Annotated in this window: 14 protein-coding genes; 11 read left to right on the top strand and 3 right to left on the bottom strand. The window is 73.8% G+C overall.

Translation table 11 applies throughout. The annotated features are described in order from the left end of the window. Nucleotides 1-4 precede the first annotated feature (4 nt). Nucleotides 5-745, bottom strand: a complete 741-nt coding sequence (locus ACZ6JS_RS30965; protein ID WP_469302855.1) for a LamG domain-containing protein — start codon at nucleotides 743-745, stop codon at nucleotides 5-7. 211 nt (nucleotides 746-956) lie between these two features. Here ACZ6JS_RS30965 and ACZ6JS_RS30960 point away from each other — a divergent pair, with 211 nt between their 5' ends. From ACZ6JS_RS30960 to ACZ6JS_RS30945, 4 genes are all read left to right on the top strand, one after another. Then, nucleotides 957-1205: a hypothetical protein gene (locus ACZ6JS_RS30960; RefSeq protein ID WP_469302853.1), complete on the top strand. Its 249-nt coding sequence runs from the start codon at nucleotides 957-959 to the stop codon at nucleotides 1203-1205. A gap of 81 nt (nucleotides 1206-1286) precedes the next feature. Beyond that, a complete protein-coding gene (locus ACZ6JS_RS30955; protein WP_469302851.1) occupies nucleotides 1287-2111 on the top strand; it encodes a hypothetical protein in 825 nt (274 codons plus the stop codon). Continuing rightward, nucleotides 2111-4273 (top strand): bifunctional serine/threonine-protein kinase/ABC transporter substrate-binding protein, encoded by a 2163-nt coding sequence (locus tag ACZ6JS_RS30950; protein WP_469302850.1) that lies wholly within the window; start codon nucleotides 2111-2113, stop codon nucleotides 4271-4273. The genes ACZ6JS_RS30955 and ACZ6JS_RS30950 overlap by 1 nt, the downstream gene beginning before the upstream one ends. 6 nt (nucleotides 4274-4279) lie before the next feature. Next, nucleotides 4280-6433, top strand: a complete 2154-nt coding sequence (locus ACZ6JS_RS30945; RefSeq protein ID WP_469302849.1) for a bifunctional serine/threonine-protein kinase/ABC transporter substrate-binding protein — start codon at nucleotides 4280-4282, stop codon at nucleotides 6431-6433. 42 nt (nucleotides 6434-6475) lie between these two features. Here ACZ6JS_RS30945 and ACZ6JS_RS30940 read toward each other — a convergent pair whose 3' ends face one another. Then, the gene (locus ACZ6JS_RS30940) at nucleotides 6476-7096 is read right to left on the bottom strand and encodes an L-threonylcarbamoyladenylate synthase (RefSeq protein WP_469302847.1); all 621 of its coding nucleotides are present in this window, start codon (nucleotides 7094-7096) and stop codon (nucleotides 6476-6478) included. A 295-nt stretch (nucleotides 7097-7391) separates the two neighbouring features. On the opposite strand from ACZ6JS_RS30940, the gene ACZ6JS_RS30935 reads away from it, so the two are divergent. The 6 genes from ACZ6JS_RS30935 (at nucleotide 7392) to ACZ6JS_RS30910 (ending at nucleotide 14023) form a co-directional block, all read left to right on the top strand. After that, nucleotides 7392-9482, top strand: a complete 2091-nt coding sequence (locus ACZ6JS_RS30935) for a SpoIIE family protein phosphatase (protein WP_469302846.1) — start codon at nucleotides 7392-7394, stop codon at nucleotides 9480-9482. Between the two features lie 91 nt (nucleotides 9483-9573). After that, nucleotides 9574-10800, top strand: a complete 1227-nt coding sequence (locus ACZ6JS_RS30930; RefSeq protein ID WP_469302844.1) for a serine hydrolase domain-containing protein — start codon at nucleotides 9574-9576, stop codon at nucleotides 10798-10800. 60 nt (nucleotides 10801-10860) lie between these two features. Continuing rightward, nucleotides 10861-11385, top strand: coding sequence for a GNAT family N-acetyltransferase (locus ACZ6JS_RS30925; protein WP_469302843.1), 525 nt, complete (start codon nucleotides 10861-10863; stop codon nucleotides 11383-11385). Nucleotides 11386-11445: 60 nt separating this feature from the next. After that, a complete protein-coding gene (locus tag ACZ6JS_RS30920) occupies nucleotides 11446-12240 on the top strand; it encodes a class I SAM-dependent methyltransferase (protein ID WP_469302841.1) in 795 nt (264 codons plus the stop codon). Nucleotides 12241-12348: 108 nt separating this feature from the next. Continuing rightward, nucleotides 12349-12747 carry a Cif family virulence factor gene (locus tag ACZ6JS_RS30915; protein ID WP_469302840.1) on the top strand — a complete coding sequence of 133 codons (399 nt, stop codon included), beginning with the start codon at nucleotides 12349-12351 and terminating at the stop codon, nucleotides 12745-12747. 385 nt (nucleotides 12748-13132) lie between these two features. Continuing rightward, nucleotides 13133-14023 carry an aminoglycoside phosphotransferase family protein gene (locus ACZ6JS_RS30910; RefSeq protein WP_469302942.1) on the top strand — a complete coding sequence of 297 codons (891 nt, stop codon included), beginning with the start codon at nucleotides 13133-13135 and terminating at the stop codon, nucleotides 14021-14023. A gap of 7 nt (nucleotides 14024-14030) precedes the next feature. On the opposite strand, the gene ACZ6JS_RS30905 is transcribed toward ACZ6JS_RS30910, so the two are convergent. Continuing rightward, complete coding sequence (locus tag ACZ6JS_RS30905; RefSeq protein WP_469302838.1) at nucleotides 14031-14639, bottom strand: sigma-70 family RNA polymerase sigma factor; 609 nt, start codon at nucleotides 14637-14639, stop codon at nucleotides 14031-14033. A 77-nt stretch (nucleotides 14640-14716) separates the two neighbouring features. On the opposite strand from ACZ6JS_RS30905, the gene ACZ6JS_RS30900 reads away from it, so the two are divergent. Continuing rightward, complete coding sequence (locus tag ACZ6JS_RS30900; RefSeq protein ID WP_469302837.1) at nucleotides 14717-15598, top strand: alpha/beta fold hydrolase; 882 nt, start codon at nucleotides 14717-14719, stop codon at nucleotides 15596-15598. Nucleotides 15599-15705 lie beyond the last annotated feature (107 nt).

The raw sequence follows: 15705 nt of genomic DNA, 5'->3' as shown, positions 1-15705 counted from the left end.
GGACCTACGGGCGGATCACCCGGAGGTAGGCCACCTCGAAGGCCATTTCGGACACGTCCGCGTCGGGCGCCGGGTGGTAGCGGCCGGCGCAGACCGAGAGGTTGACGATGAGGTAGGCGCGCCAGCGCCGCCCCACCCCCCGCCGGTCGGCGAAGACCTGCTTGCCGTTGACCCACCACACCACCGAGCGGGATCCGAACTCGACCTTGAGGTCCACCCAGCGGCCGTGGCCGACCGCCGGGTCCCGGTGGTAACGGGAGCCGCCCCTGACGTGGTTGGACAGTTCGAGGAGGTCGGGGTTGTCCGGGTGGTACTCGAAGACGTCGATCTCGTTGTCGCCGTCCAGCCAGGTCCAGACCGCGGGCCAGGCCCCGAGCTCGGCGGGCAGCCGGACGCGGGACTCCAGGATGTCGCCGGTCCGCACCATGAACCCTTCTTCGCTGCCCTCGGTGGTCAACAGGCCGGCGTTCCATTTGCCGTCCGGGCGGCGGACGGCACGGAAGGTTCCGGTGCGGCTGTAGGAGGGGTCCGGTACCAGGTAGTCCAGTTTGTTGTCGCCGGGGTTGGTGGGGCCGCCGTTCGGATAGGCCCAGGAACGGCCGGCGACCCACTGGCGGGTCGAGCCGAAGTCCGCCGTGAAGACCGGGGCCCGGGCACTTGCCGGACTGACGCCGTCACGTTCGGGGCCGGTGGAGGTGGAGCGTCCGAGGAGCCGTCGGAGTCGGTCGAGAACCTGAGTGAGCACATCGCTCCTTCCCGAGAACGCGAGCCCTTGCAGCATGCCCGCCCGCCGGGGAATGCATACCGGTCCACCGGTTTGTATTCGGCCCGTTCCGGCCTGTGATAGCCCCGATGCGCTTTTGGCCATTACTTGCGAGGGTGGGTCCGCGAGCGCGGCGCGCATGCCGGGTTCCGACTCGAAGAGCCGAGCGGGCAGTTGCAGCGGGATGTGGAGTATGAGCGGGTCAACGGCGCCGACCCCGACGTCGAAGAGGTGCTCGGGGTCTACCGCGCGTCCACCCTCGCCGAGCTGCGCCCCGTGCACGACGTCGAGCGGGCCGCACCTCGTCCGGGTCACCCGGGAAGCGGCGCCCGAGGCGAAGGCGATCCTGCTCTCCGCGCCGGCCGCCGTCGGCTACTACCCGCACATCGGCTTCACCCGCCACGAATCCGCCAGGACGACGGACCGCCCCGCCCAGCCGTGATCCTGCACGCCAACAACGGTTGCGCATAGATGAGTTGCGCGCCCCCGTCGCGGGGTACCATCCCTGCCGTTGGGGGGTACTGTGACACGACGCCATGGCGCGCTGCGCGCCCACGGCTGCGCGGCGGCAGCCTTGTTGTTCACGGCCGGATTGATCGGGTGCACGGCCGACGGGACGGTGAAGGACGAGGCGACCAGCCGCGCCCCGGCCACGACACCCGCGCCGTCGAGGTCCACCACCGCGCCCTCGGCCGTCTCCCTCGTACCGGAACTGGACGAGTCCAAGCAGCCGAAGACGGCCGCCGAGGCCCGCGAACTCCTCGCCCGGATCCTCATCACCGAGGACGCCTTCGGCCCGGCCGTCGTGCGCGGCACACCGTTCGAGAGCAGCTCCGGCCGCTGGCCCGTCCTCGACGAACGGTGCGTCTGGCAGACCACCGAGCTGCCGCCCGACGTGCTCGCCACGAACACCCGCTACTTCCGGATCCCGGCCCAGGACGGCCACGGACGCGTCCGGCTCAACGCCACGGTGACCGTCCACCGCGACCGCGGGGAATCGGGCTGGGAGACCGCCCGCGCCATGGAGGAGGTCCTGCGCTGCCCCGACCAGAAGCTGCGCGAGGGCGAGGACATCAAAGGCCTGCTGGGCAACGCGATGTACCAGGGCGAGCAGATGAACAACTGGAGCGAGGACGCCTTCAGCGAGATCGGCACCTACGTCAGCGAGGCGGACGGCGGACCCCACCGGTACTTCTGGTACCAGGCGCAGTTCGGGCCGGTCACCGTGGCCATCACCGGCAAGGGCGCCGAGGGCTTCAAGGACGAGACCCTCACCCAGCTCGTCGTGCAGGGCAACAGCCGCATGATCGCGCAGGCCAAGCAGGCCCTCGGAAAGGCGGCCGGCTGATGGAGCAGCTGCACCCCTCGGACCCGGCCCGGATCGGCGGCCACCGCCTCCTGGGACGGCTCGGCGCCGGCGGCATGGGCGTCGTCTACCTCGGCCGCACCGACGACGGCGCGCTCGCCGCCGTCAAGGTCATTCGCGCCGAGTACGCCGAAGAGTCCGACTACCGGGCCCGGTTCCGCCGCGAGGCCGCGATCGCCGCCGAGGTCGACAGCCCGTGGGCCGTCCGGATCACCGCAGCCGACCCCGACGCCCGAGAACCGTGGCTGGCCACCTCCTTCGTCGCCGGCCCCTCCCTCGCCGAGGCCGTCTCCGCCCACGGCCCGCTCCCGCTGCGTGCCGTACGGATCCTCGGCAAGGCCCTGGCCAAGGGTCTTGAGGTGATGCACGCGCAGGGCCTCGTCCACCGCGACGTCAAACCCGGCAACGTGCTGCTCGGCATGGACCGGCCCCGGCTCATCGACTTCGGCATCGCCCGCGGCGGCGAGCACACCGCCCTGACCTCCGCCGACGCCGTGCTCGGCACCCCCGGCTTCATCCCGCCCGAACAGGCCGGGGGCAGCGCCGCCGAACCGGCCGGCGACGTCTTCGCCCTCGGCTGCCTCCTGGTGTACGCCGCCACCGGCCGCCTGCCCTTCGGCACCGGCACCGTGGAGTCCGTGCTCTACCGCACCGTCCACGACGAGCCGGACCTCGGCCCGGAGCTCCTCGCCGACCCCGAACTGACGGCCCTGCTGCGGACCTGCCTCGCCAAACACCCCGACATCCGCCCCACCGCGGCCGGACTCGACGACGCCCTCACCGAGGACACCCCGGGCGAGGGCACCGACTGGCTGCCCGACCCCGTCGTCGCCACCATCGCCGAACGGGCCGCCGCCCTGCTCGCCCTGCCCGGCATCGAGGAGACCGTCGCCGACCCGGAGGCCGCCCCCGTGCCCGGCGACACCGGCCCGGCGCCGTCCCGCAGGCGCTTCCTCGGCCTCGCGGCCGGCGCCGTGCTCGCGGCCGGCGGCGGCTCGGCCGCCTGGCTGGCACTGCGCGACGACGACAAGCCGAAGGGCACGCCCGCGGCCGCGTCCCGCCCGTGGGTGATCGGCGTACAGGCCGACCTGTCCGGCCCGCAGAAGGCCGCCGGAACAGCCCAGGAACGCGGCGTGCGGCTCGCCGTCGCAGCCTTCAACTCCCGCAAGGACAAGCCCTTCACGCTGACCGTCGCCACCGCCGACGACGCGGGCGGGGCCGACCGCTCCCCGGCCGCCGCGGCCAGCCTCATCTCCGACCCGGACGTGCTCGCCGTGATCGGCCCCACCGCGAACGCCTCGGTCACCCCGTGCCTGGAGCTGTACGGGGAGGCGGGGCTGCCCCTGCTCACCGTCTCCGCCCTGGCGAGCGCCTTCAGCGTCGCCGACCGCCGCAGCTTCTTCCAGGTCAGCCCCATCTCCTTCATCCAGGGCTCGGCCCTGGGCCGCCAACTGGCCCGGCAGCAGGGGGTGAGCAGACTGGGCGTCCTGTGCGACCGGGACGGCGACGTGGAGGGCTGGCAGGCGGTCCTCCACGCCACCCGCACCCTCCCCGGCTACATCCCGGGAGCCACCGTCCATCCGCGGGTCGTCCCGCGCGGCACACGGGACCTGTCCCCGGTCGTCACCGACATGCTCGCGCACGGCATCGACGCCTTCTTCTACTCCGGCACCCCCGGGGGAGCGGCCAGGACCGCCACCCTGCTGGCCGGCGCGGGCTACCGTGGACACCGGGCCGCCGACTACACCGTCATGGGGCCGGAGTTCCTCGGCGCCGCGGGGCCGGCCGCCGAAGGCTGGCAGTTCGTCGCCCCGTACACGGGCCCGGAGGCCCCGGAGACAGCCGAGCTGGCCCGCGCGCACAAGGCCGCCTACGGCGGTGCCGCGCCCGACGCGTGGACGGCGGAGGCCTACGACGCGGCCGGCCTGGTCATCGACCGGCTCGTCGCGGCAGCCCGCGGCGGGGGCCGCCCGGCCCGCGCCGAACTGCTGACGGCCCTCGCGAAGGGCTCCTTCCGCGGTCTGACCAAGGAGTACTCCTTCGGCGAGGACCGGACGGTGAAGGGCAACACCTACTTCCTCCATCAGGTGGAAGGCGGCCGGATCCGCTACGTGGGGCCGGTCGCCGAAGCCCCGGCCGGATAGCGCCGGATGCGACCCCTCCTGCCCGCCGATCCGGCCGCGATCGGCGGGAACCGACTGCTGGGCCGCCTCGGCTCGGGCGGCATGGGCACCGTCTACCTGGGCCGTTCGCCCGAAGGCGTGCTGGTCGCCGTCAAAGTGATCCGCGCCGACCACGGCGCGGACCCCGCTTTCCGGGCCCGGTTCCGCCGTGAGGCGCAGGCCGCCGGCGGGTTGACCGGCCGCTGGGTCGTGCCGGTCGTCGCCGCCGACCCCGAGGCTCGCGAGCCCTGGCTGGCCACCCCGTTCGTCCCCGGCCCCTCGCTCGCCGAGGCGGTGGGCGGCTACGGACCGCTGCCGGCAGGGACCGTACGGATCCTGGGCGCGCGCCTCGCCGAGGCACTGGCAGAGGTGCACGCGGCCGGGCTGGTCCACCGCGACGTCAAGCCGGGAAACGTCCTGCTCGCCCCCGACGGGCCCCGCCTGATCGACTTCGGGATCGCGCGGGCGGCCGGGGCGACCACCCTCACGGCCGCGGACGCCGTCGTCGGCACCCCCGGCTATCTGGCGCCGGAGCTGGCCCGCGCCGCAGGACCCGTCGCGGGACCGGCGAGCGACGTGTTCTCCCTCGGCTGCGTCCTGGCGTACGCGGCGACCGGGTCCGGCCCGTTCGGCGGCGGCCACGCAGCCGCGGTGGTCTTCCGCACCGTCCACGAGGAGCCGGAACTCGGCTCGCTGCCGGGGGAGTTGCGGGAAGCCGTCGGCAGATGCCTGCTGAAGGAACCGGCGGACCGGCCCACGCTCGGGGAACTCACCACCCTGCTCGGACCCGACCCGGGCGGCGCGGGCCCGCAGGCCGCCGCGGACTGGCTGCCCGCCCCGCTGCCCCGGATCATCGCCGAACGCTCCACCCGGGCCCTGGACCTGCCCGCCCCCGAACCCACCCGGATCGACGCCCCCGAACCCGCCCGGCAGCTCACCCGCAGACGGCTGCTCGCGGCCGGCGGAGCCCTGGTCGCCGCCGCCGCGCCGATCGCCTGGTTCGCCACGCGGGGGCCGGACGGCCGCGGGACCCCGACCGCCGGCCGCGACCGGAACCTCCAGGTCCTGACGCTCGGCCTGCAGGCCGACCTGACGGGCCCCGGCAGGCCCACCGGCCAGGCGCACGAGCGGGGCATGCGGCTGGCCGTGGACCGGCACAACGCCCGGGCGGACGCCGCCTTCCGGCTGGCCCTGCGCGTCGCCGACGACGGCGGGGACCGGCAGCGCGCCGCGCAGGCCGTCAAGGAGCTGGTCGCCGATCCGGCCGTGCTCGCCGTTGCCGGCCCCACCTGGGACGCCGCCGTACCCGACCTCGCCGGGGCCTGCCTCGCCGCGGACCTGGCCCTGGTGCTCGTGTCCGTGAACAGTCCGGAGAACACCACGACCCTGTGGCGCACGGCGTGCGCGACCCGCCCGCCCGACGAGGGCCTCGGCATCCCGATCCTGCACTACCTGTCCAAGGTGCGGATCTCGCGCCGGACGGCGGTCGTCGAGGACGCCGCGGACGGACCACCGGCGTGGCAGGTCACCAGAGCACTCCAGCAGAGCCCCCCGGCGCAGGGCACCGTGAGCGTCCACCGCGTCCCCGAGGGCGGCTCCGACTTCGCGGCCACCGTTCGCGCCCTGACCGGGGACGGCGCCGAGGGCGTCGTGTACGCCGGGACCTCGGCGCAGCGTGCTGCCGAGCTGGCCCGCGCACTGGCCGACGCCGGGTTCCGGGGCCCGCGCCTGGGCCTCCAGCACACGATGGAACCGGCCTTCCTCGCTTCGGCCGGCCGGGCTGCAGAAGGCTGGGTGTTCAGCAGCCTGTACACCGACCCGCTGGCCGTGCCCGCCGCCGCCGAGTTCGTCGCGGCCCACCGCAAGGCCTATCGTGAGCCGCCCGCGCGCTGGGCCACCGAGGCGTACGACGCGGTGGGGCTGATGGCCGCCGCCCTGACCGGGCTGGAGGGGGAGGGCCGCGACCGGGCGGGGCTGTCCCGCAGGATCTTCCGTACGGCGTACGAGGGCCTCGCGAAGACGGTCGGATTCGACCCCGGGACGCGCGCCCTGACCGGCGACCCCCTCGCCCACCTCTACCGGGCCGAATCGGGCGGGTTCCGGTACCTGGGCCGGTACTCGGACGTGCGGACCGACCCCTGAGCGGCCCGGTGGGCGGGCCACCCGAAACGCCGAGCAGGCGGACTACTCGAAGCGTGAGGTGTCCCCGGCCCCCCGGCGGACGATCTCGGCCTCACCGGAGGAGAAGTCGATGACCGTCGTCGGCTCGGTGCCGCAGTCACCCGAATCCAGGACGGCGTCCACCTCGTGGTCGAGCCGCTCCTTGATCTCCCAGCCCTGCGTCATCGGCTCGGACTCGTCCGGCAGCAGCAGCGTGCTGGACAGCAGCGGCTCGCCCAGCTCGGCGAGCAGGGCCTGGGTGACCACGTGGTCGGGGATCCGGACGCCGACGGTCTTCTTCTTCGGGTGCAGCAGCTGACGCGGCACCTCCGAGGTCGCCGGGAGGATGAAGGTGTAACTGCCGGGCGTGGCCGCCTTGATGGCACGGAACACGTTGTTGTCGATCTGCACGAACTGCCCCAGCTGGGCGAAGTTCTGGCACACCAGGGTGAAGTGGTGACGGTCGTCGAGGTTGCGGATCGAACGGATCCGGTTGATGCCGTCCCGGTTGCCCAGCTGGCATCCCAGCGCGAAGCAGGAGTCCGTGGGGTACGCGACGAGCCTGCCCGAGCGGATCATGTCGACCACGTTGTCGATGGTGCGCCGCTGGGGGTTCTCGGGGTGCACGTCGAAGTATTTCGCCATCCGCCGAGCCTACGCGCTCCTCGGGGCCGCCTCCGACAGTTCCCGCGGCCCGACAGGCGGCCCGACAGGCGGCCCGGGAAGGCGGCCCGACAGGCCTCGGGCGGGTCACGGCGGACCGGGCGGCCGGCGGGCGCGGGCCGGGAGACCCACCGGCCGCTCCACCCCTCCGGACGCTTCCCGGCGGTTTCGGGGGGACGATGAGAGGTAAGCGTGCGCCCCGGACCGCCCGGACAGGGCCGGGGCGGGCCGCCGCAGGCGGCCGCCGGGCCGACGGTGCCGGAAGGGAGCATCGCCGATGGGTGCGATCGACGGGTCGGGTGCCAGTGGGAGGCCGCCTGCCGCGGCCGGGATCGCGCCGCCGAGCGGTCTGCTCGACGTCCTCAACGTGGCGGCGGTCGTCCTCGACGCCGAAGGCCGGGTCGCCCTGTGGAGCCCGCAGGCCGAGCAGCTGTTCGGCTGGACGGCGGCCGAGGCGCTGGGCCAGCCCGCCGCCCGGCTGCTGGCCGACACACAGCACGTGGGTCTGGTGTCGGAGCTGTTCGCGCGGGTCATGGGCGGTGCCGGAGACTGGGCCGGCGCCTTCCCGGTACGCCACAAGGACGGCAGCACACGCCTCGTGGAGTTCCGCAACATGCGGCTGCAGGACGAGCGCGGCGACCTGTACGCCCTGGGCATCGCGACCGACCGCGCCACCCTGCGGCAGCTGGAGCGGGACCTCGCCCTGTCCGCCCGACTGGTGGCCCAGTCCCCGATCGGGCTCGCGGTCCTGGACACCGAGCTGCGCTACGTCCTGGTCAACCCCACGCTGGAGCGGATCAACGGGCTGCCCGCCTCCGAGCACATCGGCCGCGGTGTCCGGGAGGCCCTGTCCTTCCTCGACGACACGGAGGCCGCCGAGTCGGCGATGCGCCAGGTCCTGGCGACCGGCACGCCGCTGCTGGAGCAGTTCACGGCCGGCCGCACCCACGGCGGGCACCGCGCCGAACACGCCTGGTCGGTGTCCTACTACCGGCTGGAGGACGCCACCGGGCGGGTCCTCGGACTGGCCACCTCCGTGGTGGACGTCACCCAGAGTCACCAAGCGGCCCTCGAGATCGCCCGCAGCCGCCGCCGCCTCGCCCTGATCGCGGACGCCACCGTCCGCATCGGCACCACCCTCGACCTCGACCAGACCGCGCGCGAGCTCGCGGACGTCGTCGTGCCCGAGCTCGCCGACATCGCCGCCGTCGACATCCTCGACTCGGTCCTCGAGGGCCGCCCCACCCTCAGGTCGTCCGCCCACGAGCCGGCCGTGTTCCGCGCCCTCGCCGTCGCGGCCGCCTACCCGAGCGAGGCCGTCCGCGCTGCCGACCCGCCGGGGGACATCGCCCGCTACGCCGCCGACCGGCTGGTCACCCAGTCCGTGACCACCGGCCACCCGGTCCTCGTCGCCCACGTGCAGGCCAGGGACATCTCACGGATCGCCCGCGACAGCAACGCCGCCTCCCTCCTGACCCGCGCCGGACTGCGCTCCTACCTGGCAGTGCCGCTGATCGCGCGCGGCGAGGTCCTCGGCGCCCTCGACCTCAAACGCACCCGCAACCCGCTGCCGTTCAACGACGACGACATCGTGCTGGCCGGCGAACTGGCCGCACGCGCCGCCGTGTGCATCGACAACGCCCGCTGGTACCGCAACGCGCACCACACCGCCCTCGCGCTCCAGCACCACCTCCTGCCCCACCACCCGCCGCCCACGCCCGGCCTGGAGGTGGCTTCGCGCTACCGGCCCGCCGCGGCCAGCAGCGAGATCGGCGGCGACTGGTTCGACGCGATCGCGGGACCCGACGACACCACCGTCCTCGTCATCGGAGACGTCATGGGCAGCGGCATCAACGCCGCCGCCAGCATGGGGCAGTTGCGCACCGCGACCCGCACCCTCGCCGAACTCGCCCTCGATCCGACGCAGGTCCTCCAGCAACTGGACCGCACCACGGCCGCCCTCGAGGAGACCATCGCCACCTGCGTCTACGTCGTCCACGACCCGCACCGGGCGCAATGCCGCGTCGCCGTCGCCGGACACCTCCCTCCCGTGCTCATCCGCGCAGGTCAGGCACCCCGGCTGCTCGACCTGCCCACCGGAGCGCCCCTGGGCGTGGGCGGCATCCCCTTCGAGGCCACCACCGTCGCCATGGGGCCCGGAGACCAGCTGGTCCTCTACACGGACGGCCTGGTCGAGACGCGTGACCAGCCCATCGACGAACGGCTCGACCTCCTCCTGGACCTGCTCGCCGACACCGGACGCCCTCTGGAGGAGACGTGCGACCGCCTCCTGGACTCCCTGCGCCGCCATGACGACCACGACGACGTGGCACTCGTCATCGCCCGCGCCCGGTCCCTTGCCCAGTAGTGCCGTGCCGACTCGCCTCGCGGCCGCGGCCGGACGGGCCTAGCCTGACCGTGTATGCCGTGCCCTGGTCCCCGTACCGCAGGAGGCATTGGTGAAAACGACGCACATACGGCTTCGCCGGGCCTGCGCGGCCACCGCCGCGGCGGGCCTGCTCCTCACCGGGGCCGTCACGGCCCCCGCGTACGGGGCGCCCACCCCCGGACCGTCCGCTTCCGCCACACCCTCCCCGGCGGACGGGGAGTTCAGACCGATCACCCCGGCCGTCGCGCTCCAACTCGACGCCGCCGTACGACAGGTCATGCGCGAGGCCCAGGTGCCCGGCGTGATCGTGGGGCTGTGGGCACCCGGCAAGGGCAGCTACGTGAAGGCCTTCGGCGTGGCCGACAAGGCGACCGGCGCACCCATGCGGACGGACTTCAACACGCGCATCGGCAGCCAGACCAAGACGTTCACGGTCACCGCCCTGCTCCAGCTCGTCGACCAGGGCAAGGTCGGCCTCGACGACCCCATCGGCGACTACGTCTCCGGCGTGCCGAACGGCGACCGCATCACACTGCGCGAACTGGCAGGCATGCGCAGCGGGCTGTTCAACTACAGCGAGGACCCGGACTTCGACAAGGCGTTCACCACCGACCCCGACCGCCCGTTCACCCCGCAGGAGTTGCTCGACTACTCCTTCAAGCACCCGGTGCAGTTCGCGCCGGACGCGAAGTTCCAGTACTCCAACACCAACCTGATCCTGCTCGGACTCGTGATCGAGAAGGTCACCGGTCGGCCGCTGGCAGAGGTCATCAACGAGAACGTCGTGGACGCCGCCGGACTGAACCGCACCCTCTTCCCGACGGATGCCCGGTTCCCCGCACCGCACGCGCAGGGCTACACCGACCAGACCGCCTCGGGGAAGGTCGAGGTGTCGACCGACTGGAACCCGTCCTGGGCCTGGGCGGCCGGCGCGATGATCTCCGACCTCCAGAACCTGCGCAGCTGGGCCCGCACCCTCGCCACCGGCACGCTCCTGACGCCCGCGACCCAGGCCCAGCGCCTGAAGACCACCTCGGTCGGCATTCCGGGCGCCGGCTACGGACTGGGCCTGTTCAACGTCCAGGGCTGGATCGGCCACAACGGCTCGCTGCCGGGCTACGAGAGCCTCGGCGTCTACCTCCCGCAGGCCCAGGCAACGATGGTCGTCATCCTCAACACCGACATCCTGCACGACGGCCAGGAACCCAGCACGCTCTTCGGCGAGGCGATCACCGCCATCGTGAGCCCCGGCAACGTCTATCCCGGCCACAAGCCGACCGAGCCGAAGTCCGGCTGACGGACCCGCGCACCCGCCGGGCGCAACGGGTCGGATGATCCGACTGTTAGGGTCCGAGGCATGCCCCAGCTCATCGCCCCCACCCCCCACCTGCACGGATCATGGACCGCCGCACAGGAGGAATGGGGGCACGACGCCCACATGGACGGCGCCGGGCTCGGCTCCGACGACGACGTGGACAGCGCGGAGGGCTTCACCGCCTGGACGCAGAAGCTGCGCGGGTACGCGGACCGCTCGGTGCCGGTCGGCCACGGCCGCGTCCACGCGACGTACTGGTGGATCACCGAGGGCGACACCTACCTGGGCGCCATCGATCTGCGCCACTACCTCAACGGCTTCCTCCTCGACGCCGGCGGCCACATCGGCTACGGCATCCGGCCCTCGGCCCGCGGGCGGGGTCTGGCCGGCTGGGCCCTGTCCGCCGTCCTCCACGAGGCGCGCGTCCTCGGGATGGACCGGGTCCTGCTCACCTGCGACCCCGGCAACGAAGGCTCCGTCCGCACCATCGAGCGGTGCGGCGGCGTCCTGGAGGACGTACGCGAAACCCTGGTCGGGCCCAAGCGCCGCTACTGGATCACCCTCTGACGATGTCCGTGGCCGTGTCGTGCGGGTGCCGCAGGGCCGCCGCGGGTCGATAGTGGGGCTGTGAGCGACTGGTCGCAGCAACCCGGGCCGAGCGGTGGAACCCCCGAGGGCACCGCCTGGTCCGGACCCGAAGGGGCGCGGGCCTTCGCGGCGGTCGAGGCTGCCACCGACTGGCTCCTCGGCTACCCGTTCGTCCTGCGGGCCCTGGCCGGCCGTATCGGCGCCGGTCAGGTCCTGGTGGACTACGGCTGCGGCCCGGGCAAGGTGGCCGACCACGCGGCCCGCGCGCTGGGGGCCCGGGTGCTGGGCGCCGACACCTCCCCGCAGATGCTGGAGCCGGCCCGCGCCTCGGCGACCGCGGTGGCGGGCTTCCACCTGGTGGAGAACGGGCGCGTGACCGGCCTGCCCGACGGCTGCGCGGACGCGGTGATGTGCAACCACGTACTGGCGTCCCTGCCCACCGAGGACGCCCTGCCCGGCGTGTTCACCGAGATCCGCCGACTCCTGCGGCCGGACGCCCCGCTGGTACTGCTGACCACCGATCCCGCCTGCAGCGGCACCGAGTACGCCTCGCTGAGGATCGGCGAGCCGGGCGAGGTGTACGCGCCGGGCGAGGAGGTGACCGTGCGGCTGCGGCGCACCGACGGGACCTGGCAGCGGATGCGCAACCACGCGTGGCCCGTCGGCCTCTACCCGGCGCTCCTGGAGCGCGCCCGCTTCCGCGCCGTCGCCCAGTACCGGCCCTCGGTGCAGGAGGCGCTCGCCGTCGCGGACCCGGACCTCGTCGGCGCCCGCCCGTGGTCGGCGGAGCGGGCCAGGCCGCCCCTGGTGGTCACCACGGCCGTCGCGGCCTGACCCCCCCCGCGGGCGCAACCGACTCAGGAACCGAATGGTGGTCGTCGTACCCACAAGACAGCCCGTGGCGATTGCGTACGGCGGTTCCGGCGAATTAATGTCGCGTGCATGTCCAAGGCCGAGATCGACATGGTGACCGCCGAGTTCTTCGGCTCCTTCGACAACCGGGGCGGCAAGGCCGCCGACGTGGACCGGATCCGCCGGCTCGCACTGCCCGGCGCCGTCATCGTCATGACCGGACCGCGGTTCACGGCCTACACCGTGGACGAGTTCATCACGCCCCGCCAGGAGCTGCTGGCCGGCGGCCGGCTGGTGGAGTTCGCCGAGTGGGAGACGTCCGAACGGACCGAGATCGCGGGCGACATCGCGTCGCGGTTCGGCGAGTACCGCAAGTCGGGGATCCTGGACGGCGAACCGTTCGAAGGCGGCGGCACCAAGACCATCCAGTTCGTCCGCACCCCGCAGGGCTGGCGCATCGCGGCGTTCTCCTGGTACGACCGGCCCTGACCGCGCCGCCGTCCAGGAGCCGCTCCCCCGCTCACCGCAGCAGCCGTCCCTGAGCACCTGGCGCAGTACGCCCCTCGGGGGCAGCGACGACAGGACGTTACGCACCCCGGCGACGACCCGGTCCCCGCCCGCGGCGCCCGCCGCAGAACGCCCGAGCAGGACCGCCCTCCGGGCGGCGTCCATCGACGCCGCCCGGAGGGCGGTCCTGCGCGCATCCGAGCACTCGCCTCACTCGTCGGGGCCTGCTGCCGATGGCCACGGCCCGGCGGCCGGCGAACGATCCGGCCCCCCCGCCGGGCAGCGCAGGGTCGGGCACCGGGCGGGGTAAACCGTTTGACCCAAGGCCGTTGCCGGGGGTCGGATGGCGGGCGTGAGCACAGGACTGATGCACCCCGGGCAGCACCCCGTCGACGAAGCCCTCGTACGGCGGCTGCTCGCCGGCCAGTTCCCGCAGTGGGCGGGGACGAGAGTGGAGAGGTTCCCCTCCGGCGGCACGGTCAACGCCATGTTCCGGCTGGGGGAGGACAAGGTCGTACGGCTGCCTCTGCTCGCAGGCGGTGCGCAGGACGTCGCGACGGAGCGGGACTGGCTGCCCCGCCTCGCCCCCCGGCTGCCGACGGCGGTCCCGGAGGTCCTGGGGGCCGGCGAACCCGCGGAGGGGTATCCGTGGAGGTGGTCGGTCTACCGGTGGCTGGCGGGGGCGAACTCGGAGGCGGGCGCGCTGGGCGAGGGTGCGGCCCTGGGCCTGGCCCGGGACCTGGCCGCCTTCGTCGGGGCGATGCGGAGCGTCACCCTGCCGGGGGCGCCGCAGGCCTACAGGGGCGGGCCGGTCGCCGCGCTGGACGCGCCGACCCGCGCGGCGATCGCGCAACTGCGGCTGATTCCGCAGGAGGGTGTCGACTGCGATGCCCTGACGGCCGTATGGGAGGAGACGTTGCGAGCCCCGGCGTGGGACGGGCCGCCGGTGTGGCTGCACGGCGATCTGACACCGGGCAACGTGCTGGTGGACGGCGGCCGGCTGACCTCGGTCATCGACTTCGGGTGCATGGGGCTGGGGGACCCGGCGTGCGACCTGTTCCCGGCATGGAACCTGCTGCCCGCCCGTGCGCGCCAGGTTTTCCGCGAGGCGCTCGGCGTGGACGACGCGACCTGGACCCGCGGCCGCGGCCGGACGCTCTCCCAGGCCGTGAACGCGCTGCCCTACTACCGCACGTCGAATCCGACGATGGCGCGCAACGCCCGGCACGTGATCCGGGAGGTGCTGGCGGAGTGCTGACTCCCGCTCAGGCATCGCCCCTGAGGCGGTCGCGCTGGAGCTGCCGGGCGACGGTGCGGCGTACCGACGCGGGGGTCGACGCGGGGCCGGCCGGTCGGGCACCGGTGTCGAGGCCGCGGCTGATCTCGTCGTAAGCGGTCCGGAAGGCGGTGGGCAGTTCGGCGGCGCCGAGTCGCAGGTCCGCTTCGAGGAGGCGCCGCAGCTCGTCGGTGCTCTCCGGGGTGAAGCGCTTGCACCCCCTGGCCAGGGCTGCGACGAAGCGTGCGCAGCGCGCCGCGTCCAGGGTCTCGGCGACCTCCTCCGCCAGCGCCCACAGGCGCCCTTCGAACCATGGGACGTCGTGCTGCTCCAGTGCGACTCCCAGCCGCGGCGGCGGATCGCCGGCCGCGAACCGCGTCATCTGCTTGGAGACGGCGGGCTGGCTCATCTCCGTGATCCGGGCGATCGTGTCCTGCGTCCAGCCGAAGCCGGCGAACAGTCTGATCATCTCGGCGCGCAGCCTGCGCATCTCCTCGCCCGCACGGATGACCTCGTTCATGCCGGCGAGCATCCGCGCCGCCTGTGCCTCGCTCAGCGCTCCGGGCCCGGGCTCGTGCCGCACTCCGTCTTCTTCCACGACTCGGTTATACACCCGGCGGACCTCGCGCCATAACCAGGTTGTACAACCTGGTTATGGATGCCAGGATCCGCCGCATGGCCACATCCGCATCCACATCCGCGTGCACCCCCGTGCCCGCCCACACCTCCACGTCCGCGTTCATCGCACCCGACGGGACCCGCCTCGCCTACCGCACCCACGGCAGCGGCGAACCGCTCGTATGCGTTCCGGGCGGCCCGGCGGACTCCGCCTACCTCGCGGACATGGGGGGACTGTCCGCCCACCGCCGCCTGATCGTCCTGGACCTGCGCGGCACCGGCCGCTCCGCCGTTCCGCGGGACACCTCGTCCTACCGCAGCGACCGTCTCGTCGACGACATCGAGGCCCTGCGCGAGCATCTCGGCCTCGGCCGGATCGACCTGCTCGGCCACTCGGCAGGGGCGAACCCCGCGATGCAGTACGCGGCCCGGTACCCGGAGCGCATCGGCAGGCTCGCCCTGGTCACTCCTGGCATGCGGGCCGTCGGCACGGAGATCACGGGGGACTCCCGGCGGGAGCTCGCCCGGCTGCGGGCGGACGAACCGTGGTTCCCGGCGGCCTTCGCCGCGCTGGAGGCGCTCATCGCGGGCGGCGGTGCCGACCGCGATGCCGTCGGGCCCTTCCTCTACGGTCGCTGGGACGCCGAAGCGCGGCGCCACCACGCCGCAAGCAGCCCGGACAACCCGGAGGCCGTCGCGCTCTTCGGGGCCGAGGGCGCCTTCGACCCGGATGCCACGCGCGCGGGGCTCGCCGCCCTCCGGGCCCCGGTCCTCCTGCTCGCCGGGGAGTTCGACCTGAACAGCCCGCCCCGGGCGGTCGCCGCATGCGCGGAGTTGTTCCCCCGCGCCGCGCTCGTCGTCCAGCGGGGAGCGGGCCACTACCCCTGGCTGGACGACGCCGACCGGTTCGTGTCGGCAGCCGCGGCGTTCCTGGGGTGACCGCCGACCCCACCGGCGCGCGGCCCTGGTCCCCTTCACGGGCGGCGGCCCGGCCGGATTCCCCCCGGCCGGGCCGCCTTCTGCGTGCGGACGCGCCGCCGCGCGCC

It is taken from the genome of Streptomyces sp. NPDC046349 (genome assembly GCF_055587885.1).
The sequence above is the reverse complement of the archived record's forward strand: the minus strand, read 5'-3'. Positions and strand labels throughout refer to the sequence as shown.

Coding starts and splice junctions, on each gene's coding strand:
- ACZ6JS_RS30960 (WP_469302853.1), top strand. CDS start 957: ATGAGCGGGTCAACGGCGCCGACCCCGACGTCGAAGAGGTGCTCGGGG.
- ACZ6JS_RS30950 (WP_469302850.1), top strand. CDS start 2,111: ATGGAGCAGCTGCACCCCTCGGACCCGGCCCGGATCGGCGGCCACCGC.
- ACZ6JS_RS30945 (WP_469302849.1), top strand. CDS start 4,280: ATGCGACCCCTCCTGCCCGCCGATCCGGCCGCGATCGGCGGGAACCGA.
- ACZ6JS_RS30940 (WP_469302847.1), bottom strand. CDS start 7,096: ATGGCGAAATACTTCGACGTGCACCCCGAGAACCCCCAGCGGCGCACC.
- ACZ6JS_RS30935 (WP_469302846.1), top strand. CDS start 7,392: ATGGGTGCGATCGACGGGTCGGGTGCCAGTGGGAGGCCGCCTGCCGCG.
- ACZ6JS_RS30925 (WP_469302843.1), top strand. CDS start 10,861: ATGCCCCAGCTCATCGCCCCCACCCCCCACCTGCACGGATCATGGACC.
- ACZ6JS_RS30915 (WP_469302840.1), top strand. CDS start 12,349: ATGTCCAAGGCCGAGATCGACATGGTGACCGCCGAGTTCTTCGGCTCC.
- ACZ6JS_RS30910 (WP_469302942.1), top strand. CDS start 13,133: ATGCACCCCGGGCAGCACCCCGTCGACGAAGCCCTCGTACGGCGGCTG.
- ACZ6JS_RS30900 (WP_469302837.1), top strand. CDS start 14,717: ATGGCCACATCCGCATCCACATCCGCGTGCACCCCCGTGCCCGCCCAC.